We start from the raw sequence: 20156 nt of genomic DNA, 5'->3' as shown, positions 1-20156 counted from the left end.
AACACAGTGAAGCTTGATGAATTCTTTGTCACAGGTGACCCGATTATTTACGGTGCAGACGCTTCTATCGTTCTTGTGACATTAGCAATCATTTTCGTACTAACAAAGTATAAAAAATGGAAATGGCTTTGGGACGAATGGTTAACAACTGTTGACCATAAAAAGATTGGGGCCATGTATATTATTTCTGCGGTTATCATGTTATTCCGTGGTGGTATGGACGGTTTAATGATCCGTGCACAGTTAACATTCCCAGAAACAACTTATTTAAATGCTGAACACTATAACGGAATCTTTACAACACACGGTACAGTTATGATTCTTTTCATGGCGATGCCATTCGTTATGGGATTAATGAACCTTGTAGTACCATTACAAATTGGTGCTCGTGACGTTGCATATCCGTTCTTAAATGCTTTAAGTTTCTGGTTATTCTTTGTCGGAGCAATGTTATTCAACATCGCTTTCGTAATCGGTGGTTCTCCAGACGCTGGGTGGACTTCTTACTTCCCAATGGCAGGTACAGAGTTTACTTCTGGTGTAGGAAATAACTACTACGCAATTGCATTACAGATTTCAGGTCTCGGTACGCTAATGACCGGTATTAACTTCCTTGTTACTATCTTAAAAATGCGTACACCTGGTATGACTTTAATGAGAATGCCAATGTTTACTTGGTCAATCTTAATTACAACAGTCATCATTATTTTCGCTTTCCCAGTATTAACAGTTGCTCTTGCATTAATGACATTTGACCGTCTATTCGATGCTCACTTCTTTACGATGGCGAGCGGCGGTATGCCAATGTTATGGGCCAACCTATTCTGGGTATGGGGTCACCCTGAAGTATATATCGTTATTTTACCGGCATTCGGTATTTTCTCTGAAATCATTAGTACATTCTCACGTAAGCGTCTATTCGGTTACAGTGCGATGGTATACTCAATGGTTGCAATTTCTTTACTAAGTTTCGTCGTATGGCTTCACCACTTCTTCACGATGGGTGCAGGTCCAGCGGTTAACTCATTCTTCTCGATTTCGACAATGGCGATTTCGATTCCAACCGGGGTTAAGATCTTTAACTGGTTGTTTACACTGTATAAAGGACGTATTCGTTTTACAGTTCCAATGCTTTGGTCATTGGCATTTATTCCAAACTTCGTAGTCGGTGGGGTTACAGGGGTTATGCTTGGAATGGCAGCAGCTGATTATCAGTACCATAACAGCTACTTCCTAATCGCTCACTTCCACTACGTATTAATCGCAGGTACAGTGTTCGCTATGCTTGCTGGATTCACATTCTGGTATCCAAAAATGACTGGTCATATGTTAAATGAACGCCTAGGTAAATGGACATTCTGGATCTTTATGAGCGGATTCAACATCTGTTTCTTCCCAATGTACTTCTTAGGTTTAGACGGTATGACTCGTCGTATGTACACTTACTCTGAAAGTCTTGGATGGGGATGGCTAAACCAAATCGCATCTGTTGGTGCTGTAATGATGGGTATCGGCTTCCTAATTCTTTGCTACAACGTAATTTGGAGTGCACGTCACGGTGAACGTGACACAACTGGAGATCCATGGGATGGTCGTACACTTGAATGGGCAACTCAATCTCCTGTACAACATTACAACTTCGCGAAACTTCCTGAAATTAAAGAAGCTGATGCTTTCTGGTTCATGAAACAACGTGGAGAAACAATTACACCAGCAGCAGAAGATTTAAAACCAATTCACATGCCAAGTAACTCTGGCGTGCCTATTATTGCGTCTTTATTCTTCGGTCTTGCAGGTTTCGCATTAGTATTTAGCTGGTTCTGGCTTGCAGCAATCGGCGGCGTTGGTATTTTAGCTTGCTTAATCTATCGTTCATTCGATTATGATGATGGCTACTACGTAAGCGTTGATGAAATTAAAGAAACAGAACATATAGCATGAGAGGTGAAATGATATGGCGGCTTTAGATAAAAGCTTACCTTTGGAATATCAATCCGAGCAAAGCAGATTGAATATCCTAGGATTCTGGATTTTTCTTGGGGCTGAAATTATGCTGTTCGCAACACTTTTCGCCTCTTATCTAGTACTTGCTGGTCGTACGGCAGATGGCCCAACTCCAGCGCAACTGTTTGAACTTAAAACGCTTTTAATTCAAACATTACTACTTTTAACAAGTAGTTTCACATGTGGTATCGTGATTCACGAAATGCGTAAGAACAACCAAAAAGCAATGCTTGGATGGTTCATCCTTACATTACTTTTAGGTGCAGGTTTCCTATTCTTTGAAATTGAAGAATTCATTATGTACATTGGTGAAGGCGCAACGCTTCAAACAAGTGCTTTCTTATCTGCATTTTTCGTTCTTCTTGGAACGCATGGTGCCCACGTAACAGGTGGTATCATTTGGGCAACTTGTGTTATTATCCAAATTTTAAAACGAGGTTTAACACCAGTCACAGCTCGTAAAGTATTTATTATCAGCTTATACTGGCATTTCCTTGATCTTGTTTGGGTCTTTATTTACACACTAGTTTACTTGAACGGGATGGTGGCGTAAATGAGTCAAAATAACAATCAAGCAAACGGGCATGCGCATAGCGGATTCCCATGGTCACACGTTTTCGGATTTATTTTATCGCTTGCACTAACGTTCCTAGCTTTATACGTGGCACTTTATACAAACTTGCCACTTTCAACGATATTAACGTCCATTATCGCAATGGCTGTTGCGCAAGCGTTGTTACAATTAATTATGTTCATGCATTTAAAAGAAGGAGAAGGAAGAGTTCAAATCCTTACAATGATATACAGTTTCTTCGTTGCAACTGCAACAGTAGGTTTAACTGTATGGATCTTCTTCTCAATGTAATGTACATGAAAAAGACTGCTGAGATTCCTCAGCAGTCTTTTTTTATCCCTCATTAACGAGCAGTAAGATCCTACTAATTAAAGTTTCACTTTATCCCCTCCCCTATTACATCCACATTACGGAATTAACAACAGAATCATGAAAAATATACTTATTATGACAAATGTTAAGAAAACTCTTTCTTTATGAAATCGAATTCATATGCGTTGCTTTTCTACCTATTATATGGCTAAATAAGTACTATATTTATTTGAAGGGAGAGAACGCAATGGAACATCATACTTCTGTTCTATCACTTATGGTTGTCGTTGCAATCGCGTTTTTCGTTCCCCTTTTGTTACAACGCTTTAAATTAAAAGCACTTCCTGTCGTTGTTGCAGAAATCATCGCAGGAATCTTTGTAGGTAAAAGTGGGTTTAATATTATTGAGCCAGATATGTGGCTTCAAGTCTTATCGACACTAGGATTTATCTTCTTAATGTTCTTAAGCGGTTTAGAAATTGATTTTTCTATCTTTAAACAAAAAGGGAAAAAGAATACGACAAACGAACCAAACACATTCCAAGCAGCAAGCATTATCTTCTTATTTATTTTCATCTTATCTTATGCCCTATCATTACTGTTCGTATGGCTAGGATTCGTGGATAATGCAATGTTTATGACTTTAATTATTTCAACTATTTCTTTAGGTGTTGTTGTACCAACATTAAAAGAGAATAACTTAGGAAAAACGGCAATCGGACAAATCATTTTATTAGTCGCTGTTATTGCAGATTTAGTTACAATGATTTTACTCGCTGTATTCGTCGGATTAAATTCCGAAAGCGGCCAAAGCATGTGGCTCCTTCTTCTTCTATTCGGCGCTGGTATTGTTATTTACTTCGTTGCAAAACGCTTTAAAAACATTCCATACTTAGATAGCTTAAAAGCTGGTAGTGTACAAATTGATACACGAGCTGTTTTTGCACTCATCTTAATATTAGTTGGTTTATCTGAATCTGTTGGAGCTGAAAATATTTTAGGTGCCTTCTTAGCAGGGGTACTCGTATCGTTATTATCACCAAATGAAGATATGGTGGAAAAGTTGGATTCCATTGGATATGGTTTCTTCATTCCTATTTTCTTCGTGATGGTTGGTGTAAACTTAGAGGTTTGGTCTATTTTTAAAGAACCTTCTAGTATGCTAATGATCCCAATTTTAATTGTAGGACTCTTTATCTCAAAACTGATACCATCACTCGTCTTACGAAAATGGTATCCACGTAATATCGTACTAGGAAGTGCCATCTTATTAACATCGACACTTTCTTTAGTTATTGCAGCTGCACAAATTGGTGAAAAACTAGGAATCATCAGTCCAAGTTTATCTGCTTCCCTTATTTTAAGCGCAGTTATTACTTGTATTTTTGCACCTATATTATTTAAAAAAATGTTCCCAAAAGTAGAGACACCAAAACCAAAAGTTTCTATTATTGGGGCAAGCAGAATTACCCTTCCGTTATCACTTGATTTAAAACGAGAAGATTATGACGTAACACTATATATGATGCGTCAAAATAAAATAAATGATGAGGAAGCGAAATCACATGACTTCCCTATCGTGAAATTAGATGACATCACAATCGCTTCATTAACTGAACAAGCAGCATTTCATGCAGACCGCGTTGTTGTTGCAACAAGCGATGATGAACAAAACTTATTATTAGCAGAACATGCAAAAGAACTAGGTGTTGAACATGTTATTGCAAGTGTAGAAGATCCACTTCTACAAGAAAAAGCAACGCAAGAACATATAGCCGTATTCTCAACAATTAACTCTACACGTATTCTGTTACGTGCACTAATTGATAAACCGAGTCTCGTTCGCTTAATTACAACAGCAAATGAAACCGTTCGTGAAGTTGAACTACGCAGCAATACATATAACGGTGTTGCACTACGTCGCCTTCCGTTTTTAGGCGATGTACTCGTCATTCAAATTTACCGCGGTAATAAAGCATTAATCCCTCATGGTGATACGAGACTACAACATGGTGATACATTGCTTGTCACAGGTTCAAAAGAACATATTGATACGTTGAAAAACATATTAGAATAGAAAATGCCCCTCACATAATTGAGGGGCATTTTTTTCATTTCATATGGTAAAATGTTACTATCACATATTATGAGGATGGATCACATTATGTCTATTGTAACTTTAGCTCTTTTATTATTGGCGGAAATACTCATTGCTATTATTCTCATCGGTGTTAGCATTGAAATTTGTAGTTATGGATGGAAAAAATCGAATGGAATAAAATACTCTTGCCTCTTACTTTCACTCCTTCTCGGAACTGCTAGCATACTCGGACTTTTCGCCGCACCTGCCTATTTCTTCATACAATTAACAGAAAACGCCTTATAAGAAAGGATGTTAATATGATTACTGTGAAAAATATTGAGGGATCTGAAACTTACGTATTACGTCAAAAAATTTTACGCCCAAATCAAACATTAGCAGATTGTAAATACTCTTCCGACTATGAAACAGAAACCTTTCACTTAGGCGCATTTATAAACGATGAACTGATTAGTATCGCTTCCTTCTCAAAAGAAATATATCCCGACTTACCAGCAGATATTCATTACCGTCTACGCGGAATGGCAACATTACCCGAATTTCGAAACAACCTTGCTGGAAGCTCCTTAATTCAGAAGGCGGTACAAATCTTGCAAGAACGTAAAGCAAATATATTATGGTGTAATGGCCGAATTACTGTAGTTGACTATTACAAGCGCTTAGGTTTTCAGGAATATGGTGAAATCTTTGAAATTGAACCGATTGGCCTTCATAAAGTACTGTATAAAAGAATATAAGAAAAGCTTTCCGCAAATATGGGAAAGCTTTTCTTATATTTCAATCTTCACTTTTTATTTTGTTCATATATATGTATATAAACAAACTAGGAACTAAAAAACAAGCAAACATAATAAGTCCCATTATACTAATTTCTTTTATTGAAATATCCGGTGTTACAACGATACAAATGGCTAAAATCCCAATAACAATACCTACAGGAATGAATAATAGCTTCCTAAAATAACTACGAGATACTCCCCCTGTATGCTCATACACTTCCACCGAATTTTTTAAGTTTAAAAAGTTAATAACTATTATCCCAACCATAAATACCATTAATAAATCTGATACACTTTCATATCCTGCATCTTGCAAAACGTAGCGATAAAAGACAATACCTAGTATGACGATATTTTGTAAGATGAAAACGAGTCTAATATGTTTTAGCCCCTCAATCATTAAACGTTCATCTTTCACGATCCTCATCCTCTCACTCCTCTTCCTCCCAAAATAAATCATTCAATGTTTTATCTACCACATAACAGATTTTCAAACATAAATCTAAAGACGGGTTGTATTTCCCCTTCTCAATTAAACTAATCGTTTGCCTTGTAACGCCTACTTTTTCTGCTAATTGTTGCTGTGTTAAATCTAACTGAACACGCGCGACTTTTATTTTACTTACAGCCATTCATGTTCCTCCTCTACTTATATTGTAACATATATATTCCATTAAGTAATTTATATTTTACTCTTTTAATTTGATTTCCACCTTATTATACACAAAAAAAGAGCCTCTCATAAGAAGCCCCCTTTTCTATATTATAAGAATAAATGACATCCAAATAAAATTGTAAATAAGTATAGTAACGGATGTACTTCCATCCCTTTCCCCTTCACAATCTTTAAGACTGGATACACTAAAAATCCAATTGCAATTCCATTCGCAATGCTAGACGTTAACGGAATACCAACGAAAATTAAAAATGCCGGTAATGCATCTTCAAATTCATTCCAATTAATATCACGAAGACTTTGCGCCATTAAACTACCTACAATAATTAATGAAGGAGCTGTAATAGCGGCTACACTTGACAAAGAAGCAATCACAGGGCTGAAGAATGCCGTTATAATCGTTAGACCGACAACTACAATGCCTGTTAATCCTGTTTTACCACCTGCAGCAATACCAGCTGACGATTCAATCGTCGCTGCTGTTGGACTTGTTCCAAAGATAGAACCTGTAGTCCCACCAATTGCATCTGCAATAAACGCTTTACCAAAACGTTTCTCTGTATTATCTGTAATTAAACCTGCTTGTTTAATTAAACCAAGTAATGCACCTGTTGTATCAAATAACAGTACAAGTAAAAATGAAAATACAACACCATATAATCCGTATTCAATTACATCTGAAAAAGCATTGATTGGGTTTGAAACGATAATTCCTTCTGGTAAATGAGGCATTGCAACAATTTTATCCTCAAACTTCAGTTGCCCTGTAAAGAAGGCGATAACTCCCGTCACAATCATACTAATAAATAACGCACCGCTCACACGTAACGCCATTAATACCGCCGCTAATATTAAACCAATTAAAGTTAAAATAACGGCTGGAGAATGAAAATCACCAATCGTAACTAAATTAGATGGATGATCAACGATAATTCCAGAAAGGCGTAATCCAATAAAAGCAATAAATAGTCCAATTCCACCTGCAATTGCATGTTTTAAACTATCAGGAATTGCGACAATTAGCTTTTGCCTAAATGAAGTGAAAGATAATAAAAGAAAAATGATACCTGTTACAAATACTGCTGAAAACGCAATGACATATGTAATCCCCTCTGCCTGTTGAACAACAGAATAAGCAAAATACGCATTCATTCCCATAGCTGGAGCAATAACAATTGGATAGTTAGCTAAAAATGCCATACATAGCGTTCCTACAACCGTCGCAATAATAGTTGCTGTAAAAGCTTGCTCAAATGGTACACCTGCATCAGATAATATTTTCGGATTGATGACAAGAATATACGCAAATGTAAAAAAAGTTGTGATGCCAGCTAAAAGCTCTTGCTTCACAGAAGTGTTATATTTTTGTAATTGAAACATGGTTATGTACCCTTCCTACATCTGAATTATTATCACACATTCTTTTCTTACTAGTATGTGAGAAAATATAATACTTAATCTTAACAATCAATAAAAAGAAGAGTCAATATATTCGATAATAGTTCGAATTTTAAGTTTAAGTCTGACAAGTGCAGATGTAGTACAGTTAATCATGTTTATTTTTGTAGCATAACAGATAGAAATGTTTTATAATTTGAAATAGTTAAATATTTAGCAAACGCATTCAAATATCGTTCACTCTACAAGGGGGATTCTTCTTATGCAGCACACAAACAAATCTGGAACTTTAAACCGTGGTTTAAAAGAACGACATATTACTTTAATGTCACTCGGTTCAGCTATCGGCGTTGGACTATTTTTAGGATCCGCTTCTGCTATTAAGCTAGCTGGCCCTTCTATTCTACTAGGTTATATGATCGCTGGACTCGTTATTTTTTTCATTATGCGAGCACTCGGAGAAATGGCAATTGAACAACCTGTTGCCGGCTCTTTTAGTAAATATGCATATGATTATATTGGACCACTAGCTGGCTACATTACCGGTTGGAACTACTGGTTCTTATGGGTTGTTACTTGTATGGCTGAAATTACAGCGGCTGGCATTTACATGCAATACTGGTTCCCAGATATCCCGCGCTGGACTTGGGCCTTACTCGCTCTATTATTAATGAGTGCTTTCAACTTCTTATCCGTAAAAGTTTTTGGAGAACTTGAATTTTGGTTTGCTCTCATCAAAATCGTCACAATCATCTGTATGATAATTGTTGGAGCTGGTATTATTTTATTCGGATTCGGAAACGGCGGTATCGCTACCGGCATTTCAAACCTTTGGTCACATGGTGGCTGGTTCCCAAATGGTTTTTCTGGGTTACTACTCTCCATGCAAATGGTGTTATTCGCTTATTTAGGCGTTGAATTAATCGGTGTTACAGCGGGTGAAGCTCAAAATCCGAAAAAAACACTCGCAAAAGCAATCGATAACGTATTTTGGAGAATCTTAATCTTCTACGTTGGAGCATTATTCGTGATGATGGCAATTTACCCGTGGAACGAACTTGGTGAGAAAGGAAGCCCATTCGTATTAACATTCCAGCAAATCGGTATCGCAAAAGCAGCAGGTATTATTAACTTTGTCGTATTAACAGCAGCTCTTTCTTCTTGTAATGGTGGTTTATTTAGTACAGGCCGTATGCTATTTACATTAGCTCAGCAAAAGAAAGCACCTGAAAGATTTGGTCGTTTAAATAAAAACGGTATTCCGAGTCAAGGAATTGTAGCAACTGCTATCGTTTTACTCATTGGTGTTATATTAAACTATCTTGTTCCTGCAAAAGTGTTTACATGGCTCACTAGTATTTCAACTTTCGGGGCAATTTGGACTTGGGGCATCATTTTAATCGCTCAAATTAAATTCCGTAAAGGATTGCAAACTGATAAACAGGACAAGCTAACATATAAAATGCCTTTACATCCATTAAGTTCATATTTCTCACTTGCTTTCCTTGCACTAGTATTAGGTATAATGGCGTATTCAGAAGATACACGAATTGCATTAATCGTCGGCCCAATTTGGCTTATCGGCTTAGCTATCGTGTATTACATGAAAGGATTTCATAAGATTGATGAAACACCTAACTCAAAAATTAGTTAAGCACAAAATCCCTTCCTATTTGCTAGGAAGGGATTTTTTCATTATTCACATAAATATTTCTCAAATAAATTAACGTTATCTTTACACTATTTAATATTTTCTATCTTTCTTTCACACAAAAAATAGATTACATTATTAAAGCACATATATTTATTATTAGGGGGATTCTTCTATGAAGAATAAAAAATGGATTACATTTTCTTTAGCAACAGCAATTACACTAAGTATAGGGGCTTCGTTCATTCCGTCTACTTATGCCGAAAGCTCAGTAGACCCAGCTCCTGAAATTGCTGCAAAAGTTGTAAATCAAAATAGCGGGAAGAAAGTATTATTCGATAATACACACGGTCAAACTGCTGGGACAGCTGACTGGGTTATTGACGGCGGCTTTTCTGACTTCGGAAACGGCATTGCCCAAAACGGATATCATGTAAAAGAACTTCGTAAATCAACACCTATTACATACGAAGATTTAAAAAATTACAATGTATTTATCGTTCCAGAAGCTAATATTCCGTACAAAAAATCTGAACAAGATGCTATGTTACAATACGTGAAAAATGGCGGTAGTATCTTCTTCATTGCCGATCATTATAATGCAGATCGTAATAAAAATCGTTGGGATTCTTCTGAAGTATTTAATGGATATAGACGCGGTGCTTGGGATAATCCAGCAAAAGGAATGTCTAACGAAGAAGCAAACTCACAAGCTATGCAAGGAGTAGAAAGCTCTGATTGGCTATCTGACAACTTCGGTATTCGCTTCCGCTACAATGCAATTGGTGATGTTTCAGCTAAAAATATTGTATCACCTGAACAATCCTTCGGAATTACAAAGGGTGTTTCGTCTGTAGCAATGCATGCTGGTTCTACTCTAGCAATTACAAACCCAAAACTAGCAAAAGGACTTGTTTATCTTCCAGAAAATCCATCAAAATGGAATAACGCTGTTGATAGTGGTGTTTATAATGGCGGTGGTATTGCAGAAGGCCCATATGCTGCAATCGCAAAAGTAGGACTTGGTAAAGCTGCCTTTATTGGTGATTCTTCTCCTGTTGAAGATGCATCGCCAAAGTACGTTCGTGAAGATTCTGGTCAAACAAAGAAAACTTACGATGGTTATAAAGAAGAAAACGATGCTATCTTATTAGAAAACATCGTAAATTGGCTATCGAAACAAGAGACATTTACAAGCTTAGATCAAGTAAACGGTTTACAACTTGATTCACCTACTGCTTTACAAACATTTGAACAACCAAACTTATCAACAGAACCACAACCAGAACCTTGGAGTGCACCAAACGCTGGTTACCAATGGTTTAATACAAATACATTTAAATCTGGTTCATACGGATATAACGGCGCCGTAACAGCAAACGATTATGTGATTACACACCCTAGCATTCTACCAAACAATGAAGTGTTCCAAATCAAGATTCAAGTAAACAACTTACTACCTAATACAACTTATAACAACTATTCTTTAGGTATATTCACTACTGGCGGAACACAAATAGCAAAAGTTCAAAATACAAATGGTACTTGGCCATCTGCTTTTGGATATAGTAGTGCATTCTCTTTCACAACAAACAGCTTAGGTTCTGCTGAAAAAGTTGTAAATGTACAGATTGATCCAAATACAACTGGACAAGCAACGCTTCGTCTACGTCAAAATACAACAGCGAAATATAATGAAACTGTAACGATTAATAAAAAATAATGAAAAAGGCAATCCTGATATGGATTGCCTTCTTTTCACTTCTCTTCTTTTGAGAAAAACATTCTTGAAATAACAATACCTATACTACCGACGATTAGGAATAACACTGCCCTGATCATCATCGAAACCTCTGGTAAGTCAAGTAGGAATAACTTCCCTACCGTTACTACTAATACGATTAACCCAGCATATAATATTTCATTCATCTGTCTATAACGACCAAACCAAACTGCAAATAACGCATATATCATCCATAATAACGATACAGATACGTTAGTTATACTTCCATCTGTAGAAAGAACTTCACCAATTCTAGTGATTGTAATAAATACAATCACCATTAACCAGTAGAGCGCTATAGAGTACACATACTTACCAAAACTCGCTAACACTTCTTTCGCTTGTCTCATGCAATAATAGAATGTTCCTATTAAAATAATATGAGCAACAAAGCCTGCCGAAATAAATTGATCAAACGGACTAAAAATCGTCTGTATCATTCCAATCGCATAAATCGTCGCACTAACATACAATTTTATCTGTTGTTTTACTTTAATAGCAGTCACCATACCGAGGAAACCTTGTAATACTAATACAATCGCTGCATTCACTAAACTATACTCATATAAAATCGCTAAACTAAATGCACCCATTGCGAAGCCAAATAAAAGATTTGTAAATGTAGAATGTCTACTCTTCCTATATTCAAACACGAACATAGTAGCGTGCACGAGTGCACTAATCATTAATCCCCATGTTGTAAATTCAGGTATTTTTGAAATGGCTAATATAAAGAAAACTGCATTCGCACTAAATATCGCCAGGCGTGGCTCTACTATAAAACTTCTCTTCGTAAACATATGCCAAAATAATAGTAAGTGAATCAAACCATAAACAACTGTTAACTGTACTTGCAAACCCTCTACTAACATTGACATAATGGCAAAGAAGACAAAAAGGACAATAGCAGCAACAACATAAGAAATCATATATAAATACTGATAACGATTTTTCAACGCATACCATAATAAACTAAGCGTTAGTACCGTCTCATACCCAAAGAAAATATACGGATTAGGAATCGTACTATTTAATAAGAACGGAACGAAGAAAGCTCCTACCGCTACAAAGATAGTAAGATATTCCGATTGATACCTCTTCGCTACATAAATACCTAAAATGACCCATGCAATATTACAAATAAACGCAGCACTTGCTGGAATAAATCCATATAAATAATGTGCCGCAAATGTCGTTAAAACAATACCTGTAATACTTCCTCCAGCTAATACTAACCCTAACGCTTGCCGCTCTCGTTTAATTTGAATATCCCCTATATAATACAAACTGATAGATAGGGCGATACCGAACACAATTCGTATTGCTGGTGTTAATAATCCCGCATCTACCCCTGCTTTAAATAACCAGATTACTCCAAGTAACATAATGCCGACAAATATGCGTGGTAACCAAGTTTGGCAAAACTTAATAATATTAAATGGTTCTGGTTTAAAAGCAGATATATCCACTTGCTTTACCTCACGTTCTTGCACAGGCTCTTTTATTGTAACTACTTCTTCTTTCGGTTTTTCCTCTATTACAGTTTCAATATATTCTTTCTTTTCCTTACTAACATGTTGCTGAGCATTTTCTGCTTCTATTTCTTTTTGTTTTGCTTTCAATTCAAAAAGTGCTTCTTGAATCGTTTCAATTGCCGTTTCGAGTGCTTCTATTTTCTTATTTAAATCCTCCTTCATACGCTACCCCCTCATCATTCATTCAAAACCTATATATTACCAATTACCTTTATCATACTCTTAGTCTATTCATTTTCAATACTATTTTTCCAAAAAAAGAAAGGTGTTTTCCGAAATAGGAAAACACCTTTTTACTCATTTATTCTTATTTAGAACGCTACTCACGATAACACCAATACAAGCACCTATCATAGCTGGAACAATCCACCCAACACCTTCTGTATAAAACGGAATATATTTCAATACTGGTGTCCACTGATTCGACATTACATTTTTATTGAAAATATCAACTGCACTAAACACAGCTACAATCCCAATAGTTACTGCATATACGTATGCATACTTTCCAATATATTTATGGAATAACCCTAGAATAATGAGTGTTAATGCAACTGGATAAATAAACCCCAGAATCGGTACTGATACTTTTAAAATTTGTGTTAATCCTAAATTAGCTAAAATCATACTAACAAAACTTAATATAAATGCCCAAACTTTATACGCTACTTTCGGAAATGCACTTGCGAAAAATTGACTACAAGATGTAACAAGTCCAATTGAAACACATAAACACGCGATCGTAAAAATAAGACCTAATAAAACGACTCCGCCTTGTCCAAATAATGTTGTCATCACTTGCGCTAACACGTTCGCCCCATTATCAAATGTACCTAACGAACCGCTAATTGAACCAACATATCCAAGTATGACGTAAATAATAGATAATAAAAGTCCTGCTCCAATTCCAGCAATACTCATATATTTTGCTAATCCTTTATCATCTTCAATACCTTTTGCACGTAAAGCATTTGCAATAACAATACCAAAGATTAAAGCCGCTAGCGCATCCATCGTTAAATATCCATCTAAGAAGCCTTGGAACATAGGAGCTTGTCCATAGTTTCCAGCAGCCTCTTTCACACTACCTACTGATGTAAACATACTCTTTATAAAAATAAGTGCAATCATACCTAATAATAACGGTGTTAAAACCTTTCCGAACAACCCCATTAATTTAGACGGTGATAAACTTAACCAGTACACAATACTAAAGAAAATAACCGTATAACATAATAAAACTATACTTCCCGATTCTGTGAAGAACTGACCTGGTCCCATTTCAAAAGCTAAACTTCCTGCACGTGGTATACCAAGGCCCGGCCCAATAAATAAATACACGATACACGGAAAAATCATGGCGAATGAAGAATGTACTCTCCCCGCTAGCGTTTGAAAACTTCCTGCTTTCGCAATAGCAATAACTCCCAATATAGGAAGACCTGTTGCTGATATAATAAATCCTACTAATGAAATCCACACATGTTCTCCTGCTTCATACCCAAGGAAAGGTGGGAATATAAGATTCCCCGCTCCAAAGAACATCGAGAATAACATAAGACTAATCAGTAAAATTTCTTTTTTCTGTAACAATTTCATTTCTTTCTCCTTCTTTAATTTCATCTTTTATGAAATCAATTCCACATATAAAAAAGTGCAATAACCCGCTTCTTTACAAAGAAAACATAGTCCATAGTCTATCACAAAAGAAACACCCATTCTATAGCTATCCCTCTTTTCCAATTTCTTCTGAAAAATCAACCTTTATTGACTTATAATAGTTAATAAGGTAAAATATTAAATGTACAAAATTATTAACTTTGTTTTTGTTTGTGTCAGGAGGAAAATAACATGGAATCAGCGATACAACTAGAAAGAGAACAACAAAGAAAAAAGAAACATCCTCCAGGTTTATACTTACTCTTCTTTACAGAAATGTGGGAAAGATTTAGTTACTATGGGTTACGAGGATTATTAACATTATATTTAACGACAGCTTTAGTAAGTGGTGGTCTTGGGTTTAGTCCCGCATGGGCACTCTCTATTTACGGATTTTATACTGGAGCCTGTTATTTCACACCAATGATTGGTGGATACTTAACAGACCGTTTTCTAGGTAGACGAAAAGCGATCACAATTGGTGGTATAACAATGGCAATCGGTAACCTTACACTATTTGCCTTGCAAAACCAATTAGGCCTATACCTCGGATTAGCGCTTATTATTATTGGTAATGGATTCTTCAAACCGAATATTTCTACACTGGTTGGAGAGTTATACGAAGAGAATGATCCAAAACGTGATAGTGCATTTACCATTTTCTATATGGGTATTAACGTCGGTTCATTTTTAGCTCCACTCGTTTGCGGATTTTTATCAGAAAATTTATTCAAAACAACAGTTGATGGCGTTGTACATTACGGATTCCGTTACGGTTTCTTAGCAGCTTCAATTGGAATGATCATTGGACAAATTTTATTTACAACACTATCAAATCGCTTCCTTGGTAATATCGGTAAAAAACCAACTCGCGATTTACAAACAGCTGCTGGACAACCATCAGTAGGAGATACACCGTTAACAAAAAAAGAAAAACAACGTACTGCAGTTATCGTCATTTTAACATGCTTTGTTGTCTTCTTCTGGGCTGGATTTGAACAAGCTGGTAGCTCATTAACATTATATACAAACAAATTTGTAGACCGCTCTGTGTTCGGATGGGAAGTTCCAACATCTTGGTTCCAATCGGTCAATCCATTATTTATTATTTTACTTGCTCCAGTCATTTCAGCATTATGGGCAAAACTTGCAACTAGAAAAAAAGGGGATTTAAAAATCCCAACAAAAATGGGACTTGGTATGATCTTGCTAGGTATCGGTTATATCATTCTCGTTATCGCTACATTAAAAACAGGTAGTGATGAACATAACATTACAGAAAAAGCAAACTTACTATTTATCGTCTTTACGTATTTTTTCCATACGTTAGGTGAGCTATTCTTATCACCTGTTGGACTATCGATGGTTAGTGCACTTGCTCCAGTAAAGCTTGCTTCTCTATTAATGGGAGTATGGTTAGCAAGCTCAGGAATCGCCAACATTATAGGTGGACAACTTGCAAGCTTCACAACTTCACTTGGGTATGCTGAAGTATTTACAGTAATCGGAGCTGCAGCAATTGTGTTAGGTTTTGTTTTATTATTAATTTCTAAGAGATTAGTGAAATGGATGGAATAAAAAAAGATGAGGGATTTCCCTCATCTTTTTTTATTTCTTCGCCTTCGATCCTACTAAATCACCAGCAACAACGTAACGCTTAGAATTATCTTTCACAGATACACATGTAATAAGCGTTATTTCATCTTTCCCATGATCCTCGACAACTTCCCACTTATCAGGAGTTACTTCAGATACACCAGTAACCGCATATTCATATTCGTTTTCATTATCATACAAATACATTTTATCGCCTTTTTTCAAAGAGGCTACATCACTAAATAAAACACCTTTTTTAGACATGTTATGTCCGGCTAATGCATAATTCCCTTTTCCCATTACTTGATTTTCTTTTACTGTTGCTGCACCTGATAATAGGTTTTTCTCAGTAGAAGATTTTAAAACAGGAAGTTCTAATGAAACACTCGGGATCGAAATACGACCAATTACTTGTTTCTTATCTAATGATGCACTCGCTACTTCTGCCAAGTCTGGTTGATCAATTTTCGAAGCATCTACAAATTCCGTCTCATGTTTTTCATAATTCATTTTTTGAACAGCCTGTACATTTTCAGTCTGTTTCTTTTCAGCCTGATATCCATCATAAAATGGCTTTCCGATTAATACACCACCTACAACAAATAGAAGGATTGCTACTATACTATAAATTCTTTGCTTATTCATATACAATTCCTTTCCCTTACAAAATCTTACGCTATATAAAATGATAAGATAATATTGCTGTATGTACAAGTGTAAGCTGAAAAGAAACCTTCTTGCCGATGCAAGAAGGTTTCTTTTCAAGCTAATTTATTTTTGTATAGCGATACGTGGAATACTGTCATTTGAATAAAGAAAATAGAAAATATAATATACAATGGGTATCCAGGAAGATATTCATTAATAATAGGCGAAAAAGTTAAAAATCCAACTGCACAAGGTAACACAAACCATAACGATACAAATGTTGTTCGACAAGCTTTATCCGTAATCGCTTTTTCACGTTCATCTTCTAGTGGAAATAATAATGGATACATCCAAAAAGATAAATTCTTGTATTTTTTCTTTTGAATTCTATAAAAAATTGTAACTATAATAGCTCCAATAAATAATAAAATGAATGGTACTCCATTAAACCATACTTCAAATGGGAATTTCTCATTTTTAATTATATCTGCTAACTCTGTAATAACACTATAAAATTCAACAAATGTCCAGCATGCTAAAGCAGTATAAAGCACGTTTACGATATAAGAAAAACCAATCCTATTCATCCTCTTCCCCCTCCTTATTTAAAACAAACACATCTTCCATCTTTAACTCGAATACATCACAAATCGTAAGTGCTAATAACAATGAAGGGACATAATCACCTTTTTCAATTGCAGCGATTGTTTGTCTCGTCACCCCAACCTTTTCTGCTAATACACTTTGCGAAAAATTAAACCGAGCTCTTAATTCCTTCACTCTATTTAAAATGGTCAAATTTACCACCTCTCGATTCTATTGTATGTTATCCTTAACAAAATGTAAACTCAACTTAACATTATTTTTACAAAAAAAATCCAACTTTACGTATTGTAAAGTTGGATTACGTGTTAGTTTAAAATTGTAACTTTAACATTTTTTCTGCCCCAATTACTAGACGAAGCTTTATCTGGCATTAAAACATCGATTTTGTGACCTTTAATTGCACCACCAGTATCTGCTGCAATTGCAATTCCATACCCTTCAACATTTACAGTAGATCCTAATGGAATAACAGATGGATCCACCGCAATTAATTTCATTCCTGGATTTGCAGTTAGATTATAGCCTCCCCATGCAGAATATACTTGTTGACCTGGACCATAACCATTTTCAGCAGGATCTGCTGTATAAGCTGTTGCATGTACATAAAATTCTTTTCCACCAGCAGTTGGTTTAGAAGGTTGTGCAGGTTCTACCTTCGAATTATTATTAGCAACAGGTTCAGCTGGTTTATTAGCTTTCTCTTGCTTTTGTTTTTCAGCAATTTCTGCTTGTGCTTTCACTAAAGCTTCTTGCTCAGCCTTTGCAGCTGCTTCTGCTTTTGCACGCTCTTCTGCTGCAATTCTTGCTGCTTCTTGCTCACGAGCAATTGTTTCTTGAACTGCCTTCATATTTGACTCAATTTTAGCCTTTTCTTCTGCTGCTAAATTAAGTTGGCTTGCAATCGCATTATATTTAGCTTGAACTGTTTGTAAGTTATCTTGACGCTTTTTCAAGTTATCTTGCAACTCAGCTTGTGCTTTTGCTAATTTTTGTTTGTCTACTACTAAAGATGCTTCTTTTTCATCAATTGTTTTCTTATCTTCTTCAATTTGACGAAGATCCTGTTCTTGTAGACGTAAAATTTCTTTATCTGCTTCTAGAATAGTAGAAACTGCGTTCATACGTTGTAAGAAATCTGCAAAGTTCTTTGACTCTACTACAACTTCTACTACTAAACTTGTATTTGAACTGTTTTGAACAGAAACCATACGTTTTCTCATAATATCCTTACGAGCAAGGACTTTATCCTCTAAAACGACAATTTCATTCTTTTTTTGCTCAATCTGCTTATGTGTTTCATCGATTTTACGTTGAATAGCAGTTTGATCCTCTTTATTTTTTGCAATTGTATTATTTAAATTATGTAGTTCGTTTTCGATACCTTGAATTTCTTTATTAACAGCTTGCTTCTCTTGCTCTTTCTTTTGCATATCTGCATCGTTTTGCTGCAATTGCTGTTGCATGTTGTTAAGTTTCTCGTCGTTTGACTCTGCTTTTACAGCGACTGTACTAGAAAGAACAATAATTCCTGCTAATACTAGACTACTGATTCGCTTAAAATAGTTCATAATCCGACTCCCTTCTTATACAGTTATACATGATTTATTTTACAGTTTGTTTACAATACCATTAAATACAGTTTATTTTTCATGACGAAAAAAAGGGAATTATGAATAAAATGTAATAGATTCTTAAATATTTAACAATTCCTATATTTAAAAATTATAAAAGATGCTAAAATCCAAATATAGAGAAAATATAACTTCTAAAGGCGGTTGAAATAAATATATGTTTACTCAAAAGAAATCACTCCAACATAAAATTGATCAATTAGAAAGTCGCATACAAGAACTAGAAGCAGAATTAAAACAAAAAGATAGCGAACAACAAGAGACTATTTCTTCTATCCACGATCGTGTACAAAGCGTTGTTCAAGAACATAAACTTGTAAATAACCAACACAATACGCTCCAAAATTTAGTTCAACAATTAAGCTCATGTTTCGAAAATGTTTCAACGCGTACAACACATTCCAATGAATTGAATAATGAAATGTTACAAAAAGAACAAAGCTTAATTCAGTCAATTGAAGAAATCATTGACTGTTCTAATGAAGGAAAAGAATCTGTTCATCGTTTACTTATTGTAATTAATAAATTAGGTGAACAATCTCAGCGCACGTCTAATAGTATGAATCATTTAAGTGAGCGCTCAAAAGAAATCGAACAAATTGTAGAAGTCATCCAAAACATTGCAGCACAAACAAATTTACTTGCTTTAAATGCGAGTATTGAAGCTGCGCGTGCTGGAGAGCACGGTAAAGGATTCGCTGTCGTTGCCAATGAAGTAAGAAAACTAGCGGAAAGTACAGCCGAAAGTACAAAAAACATCGGTAACTTAACGAAAAAAATTCAAGAAGAAATTGAAAAAGCATACGATAACACAAAAGATAATTTGCATTTAGTTGATGAAGGTGTAGAAATGAGTGCCGATACAAACGCTAGAATTGAAAATATTTTAATTATGATTCAAACGTTACAAAGCGGTGCTACAAATGTTATTAAAGCCATCGAAAACCAAAAATCTTGTAATGATGATATATTACGTGAATTCGCTAATACACAACAAATGTTCCAAAAGTTAAATACTACTATTATGAATCATATTCATGATGCTGAGAAAGTCGATGTTCAATTAACGAATAGTCTTGAAGAAACAGTAGTTTCTCATTAATAATAGAAATCCCTTATACTGTTATAAGGGATTTTTATTATATTTCGAATATTTATTTCTTCTCAATATTCATCCGTATCTTTGTTATAATGGACAAGTTG

Annotated in this window: 18 protein-coding genes and 1 pseudogene; 10 read left to right on the top strand and 9 right to left on the bottom strand. The window is 35.4% G+C overall.

Annotated elements, in window-relative coordinates; genetic code table 11:
- Positions 1–6 precede the first annotated feature (6 nt).
- The 6 genes from qoxB (at position 7) to KZZ19_RS03575 (ending at position 5728) form a co-directional block, all read left to right on the top strand.
- Positions 7–1941 carry a cytochrome aa3 quinol oxidase subunit I gene (gene qoxB / locus KZZ19_RS03600; RefSeq protein WP_140392342.1) on the top strand — a complete coding sequence of 645 codons (1935 nt, stop codon included), beginning with the start codon at positions 7–9 and terminating at the stop codon, positions 1939–1941.
- A 13-nt stretch (positions 1942–1954) separates the two neighbouring features.
- A complete protein-coding gene (gene qoxC, locus KZZ19_RS03595) occupies positions 1955–2557 on the top strand; it encodes a cytochrome aa3 quinol oxidase subunit III (protein ID WP_088095184.1) in 603 nt (200 codons plus the stop codon).
- On the top strand, positions 2558–2869 hold the full coding sequence (qoxD, locus tag KZZ19_RS03590) for a cytochrome aa3 quinol oxidase subunit IV (RefSeq protein ID WP_087979469.1): 312 nt from the start codon (positions 2558–2560) through the stop codon (positions 2867–2869).
- A gap of 268 nt (positions 2870–3137) precedes the next feature.
- On the top strand, positions 3138–4967 hold the full coding sequence (locus KZZ19_RS03585) for a monovalent cation:proton antiporter family protein (RefSeq protein ID WP_237981640.1): 1830 nt from the start codon (positions 3138–3140) through the stop codon (positions 4965–4967).
- Positions 4968–5018: 51 nt separating this feature from the next.
- Positions 5019–5276, top strand: coding sequence for a DUF4022 family protein (locus KZZ19_RS03580; protein ID WP_237981639.1), 258 nt, complete (start codon positions 5019–5021; stop codon positions 5274–5276).
- Between the two features lie 14 nt (positions 5277–5290).
- Entirely contained in the window at positions 5291–5728 is a 438-nt protein-coding gene (locus KZZ19_RS03575) for a GNAT family N-acetyltransferase (RefSeq protein ID WP_237981638.1), read from the top strand.
- Positions 5729–5768: 40 nt separating this feature from the next.
- On the opposite strand, the gene KZZ19_RS03570 is transcribed toward KZZ19_RS03575, so the two are convergent.
- The 3 genes from KZZ19_RS03570 to KZZ19_RS03560 all read right to left on the bottom strand — a co-directional run bounded on the left by KZZ19_RS03570 (position 5769) and on the right by KZZ19_RS03560 (position 7826).
- A complete protein-coding gene (locus KZZ19_RS03570; protein ID WP_237981637.1) occupies positions 5769–6197 on the bottom strand; it encodes a hypothetical protein in 429 nt (142 codons plus the stop codon).
- Positions 6198–6201: 4 nt separating this feature from the next.
- Positions 6202–6402: a helix-turn-helix transcriptional regulator gene (locus KZZ19_RS03565; protein ID WP_000301187.1), complete on the bottom strand. Its 201-nt coding sequence runs from the start codon at positions 6400–6402 to the stop codon at positions 6202–6204.
- Positions 6403–6533: 131 nt separating this feature from the next.
- A complete protein-coding gene (locus KZZ19_RS03560; protein ID WP_088095180.1) occupies positions 6534–7826 on the bottom strand; it encodes an NCS2 family permease in 1293 nt (430 codons plus the stop codon).
- Positions 7827–8106: 280 nt separating this feature from the next.
- Here KZZ19_RS03560 and KZZ19_RS03555 point away from each other — a divergent pair, with 280 nt between their 5' ends.
- Positions 8107–9498, top strand: a complete 1392-nt coding sequence (locus KZZ19_RS03555; RefSeq protein ID WP_237981636.1) for an amino acid permease — start codon at positions 8107–8109, stop codon at positions 9496–9498.
- A gap of 172 nt (positions 9499–9670) precedes the next feature.
- Positions 9671–11218 (top strand): DNA-binding protein, encoded by a 1548-nt coding sequence (locus KZZ19_RS03550; protein WP_237981635.1) that lies wholly within the window; start codon positions 9671–9673, stop codon positions 11216–11218.
- A 35-nt stretch (positions 11219–11253) separates the two neighbouring features.
- On the opposite strand, the gene KZZ19_RS03545 is transcribed toward KZZ19_RS03550, so the two are convergent.
- Complete coding sequence (locus KZZ19_RS03545; RefSeq protein WP_237981634.1) at positions 11254–12975, bottom strand: DUF2339 domain-containing protein; 1722 nt, start codon at positions 12973–12975, stop codon at positions 11254–11256.
- Positions 12976–13110: 135 nt separating this feature from the next.
- A complete protein-coding gene (gene brnQ1 / locus KZZ19_RS03540; RefSeq protein ID WP_237981633.1) occupies positions 13111–14412 on the bottom strand; it encodes a branched-chain amino acid transport system II carrier protein BrnQ1 in 1302 nt (433 codons plus the stop codon).
- A gap of 252 nt (positions 14413–14664) precedes the next feature.
- On the opposite strand from brnQ1, the gene KZZ19_RS03535 reads away from it, so the two are divergent.
- Complete coding sequence (locus tag KZZ19_RS03535; protein WP_088095175.1) at positions 14665–16050, top strand: peptide MFS transporter; 1386 nt, start codon at positions 14665–14667, stop codon at positions 16048–16050.
- 30 nt (positions 16051–16080) lie between these two features.
- Here KZZ19_RS03535 and KZZ19_RS03530 read toward each other — a convergent pair whose 3' ends face one another.
- The 4 genes from KZZ19_RS03530 to KZZ19_RS03515 form a co-directional block, all read right to left on the bottom strand.
- Positions 16081–16713: a class A sortase gene (locus KZZ19_RS03530; protein ID WP_237981632.1), complete on the bottom strand. Its 633-nt coding sequence runs from the start codon at positions 16711–16713 to the stop codon at positions 16081–16083.
- A gap of 116 nt (positions 16714–16829) precedes the next feature.
- Positions 16830–17303, bottom strand: coding sequence for a DUF2178 domain-containing protein (locus KZZ19_RS03525; RefSeq protein ID WP_237981631.1), 474 nt, complete (start codon positions 17301–17303; stop codon positions 16830–16832).
- Positions 17296–17514: a helix-turn-helix transcriptional regulator gene (locus KZZ19_RS03520; RefSeq protein ID WP_000154009.1), complete on the bottom strand. Its 219-nt coding sequence runs from the start codon at positions 17512–17514 to the stop codon at positions 17296–17298. Before KZZ19_RS03520 ends, KZZ19_RS03525 begins: the two co-directional genes overlap by 8 nt.
- 113 nt (positions 17515–17627) lie before the next feature.
- A complete protein-coding gene (locus KZZ19_RS03515; protein ID WP_237981630.1) occupies positions 17628–18890 on the bottom strand; it encodes a 3D domain-containing protein in 1263 nt (420 codons plus the stop codon).
- A 646-nt stretch (positions 18891–19536) separates the two neighbouring features.
- Between KZZ19_RS03515 and KZZ19_RS31150 the strand changes: the two are divergent.
- A pseudogene (locus KZZ19_RS31150) lies at positions 19537–20055 on the top strand (methyl-accepting chemotaxis protein); the annotation flags it as partial.
- Positions 20056–20156 lie beyond the last annotated feature (101 nt).

It is taken from the genome of Bacillus thuringiensis (assembly GCF_022095615.2).
Classification (GTDB): Bacteria; Bacillota; Bacilli; order Bacillales; family Bacillaceae_G; genus Bacillus_A; species Bacillus_A cereus_AG.
Note: the sequence above shows the minus strand (reverse complement) of the source record. Positions and strands in the feature narration are given on the sequence as shown.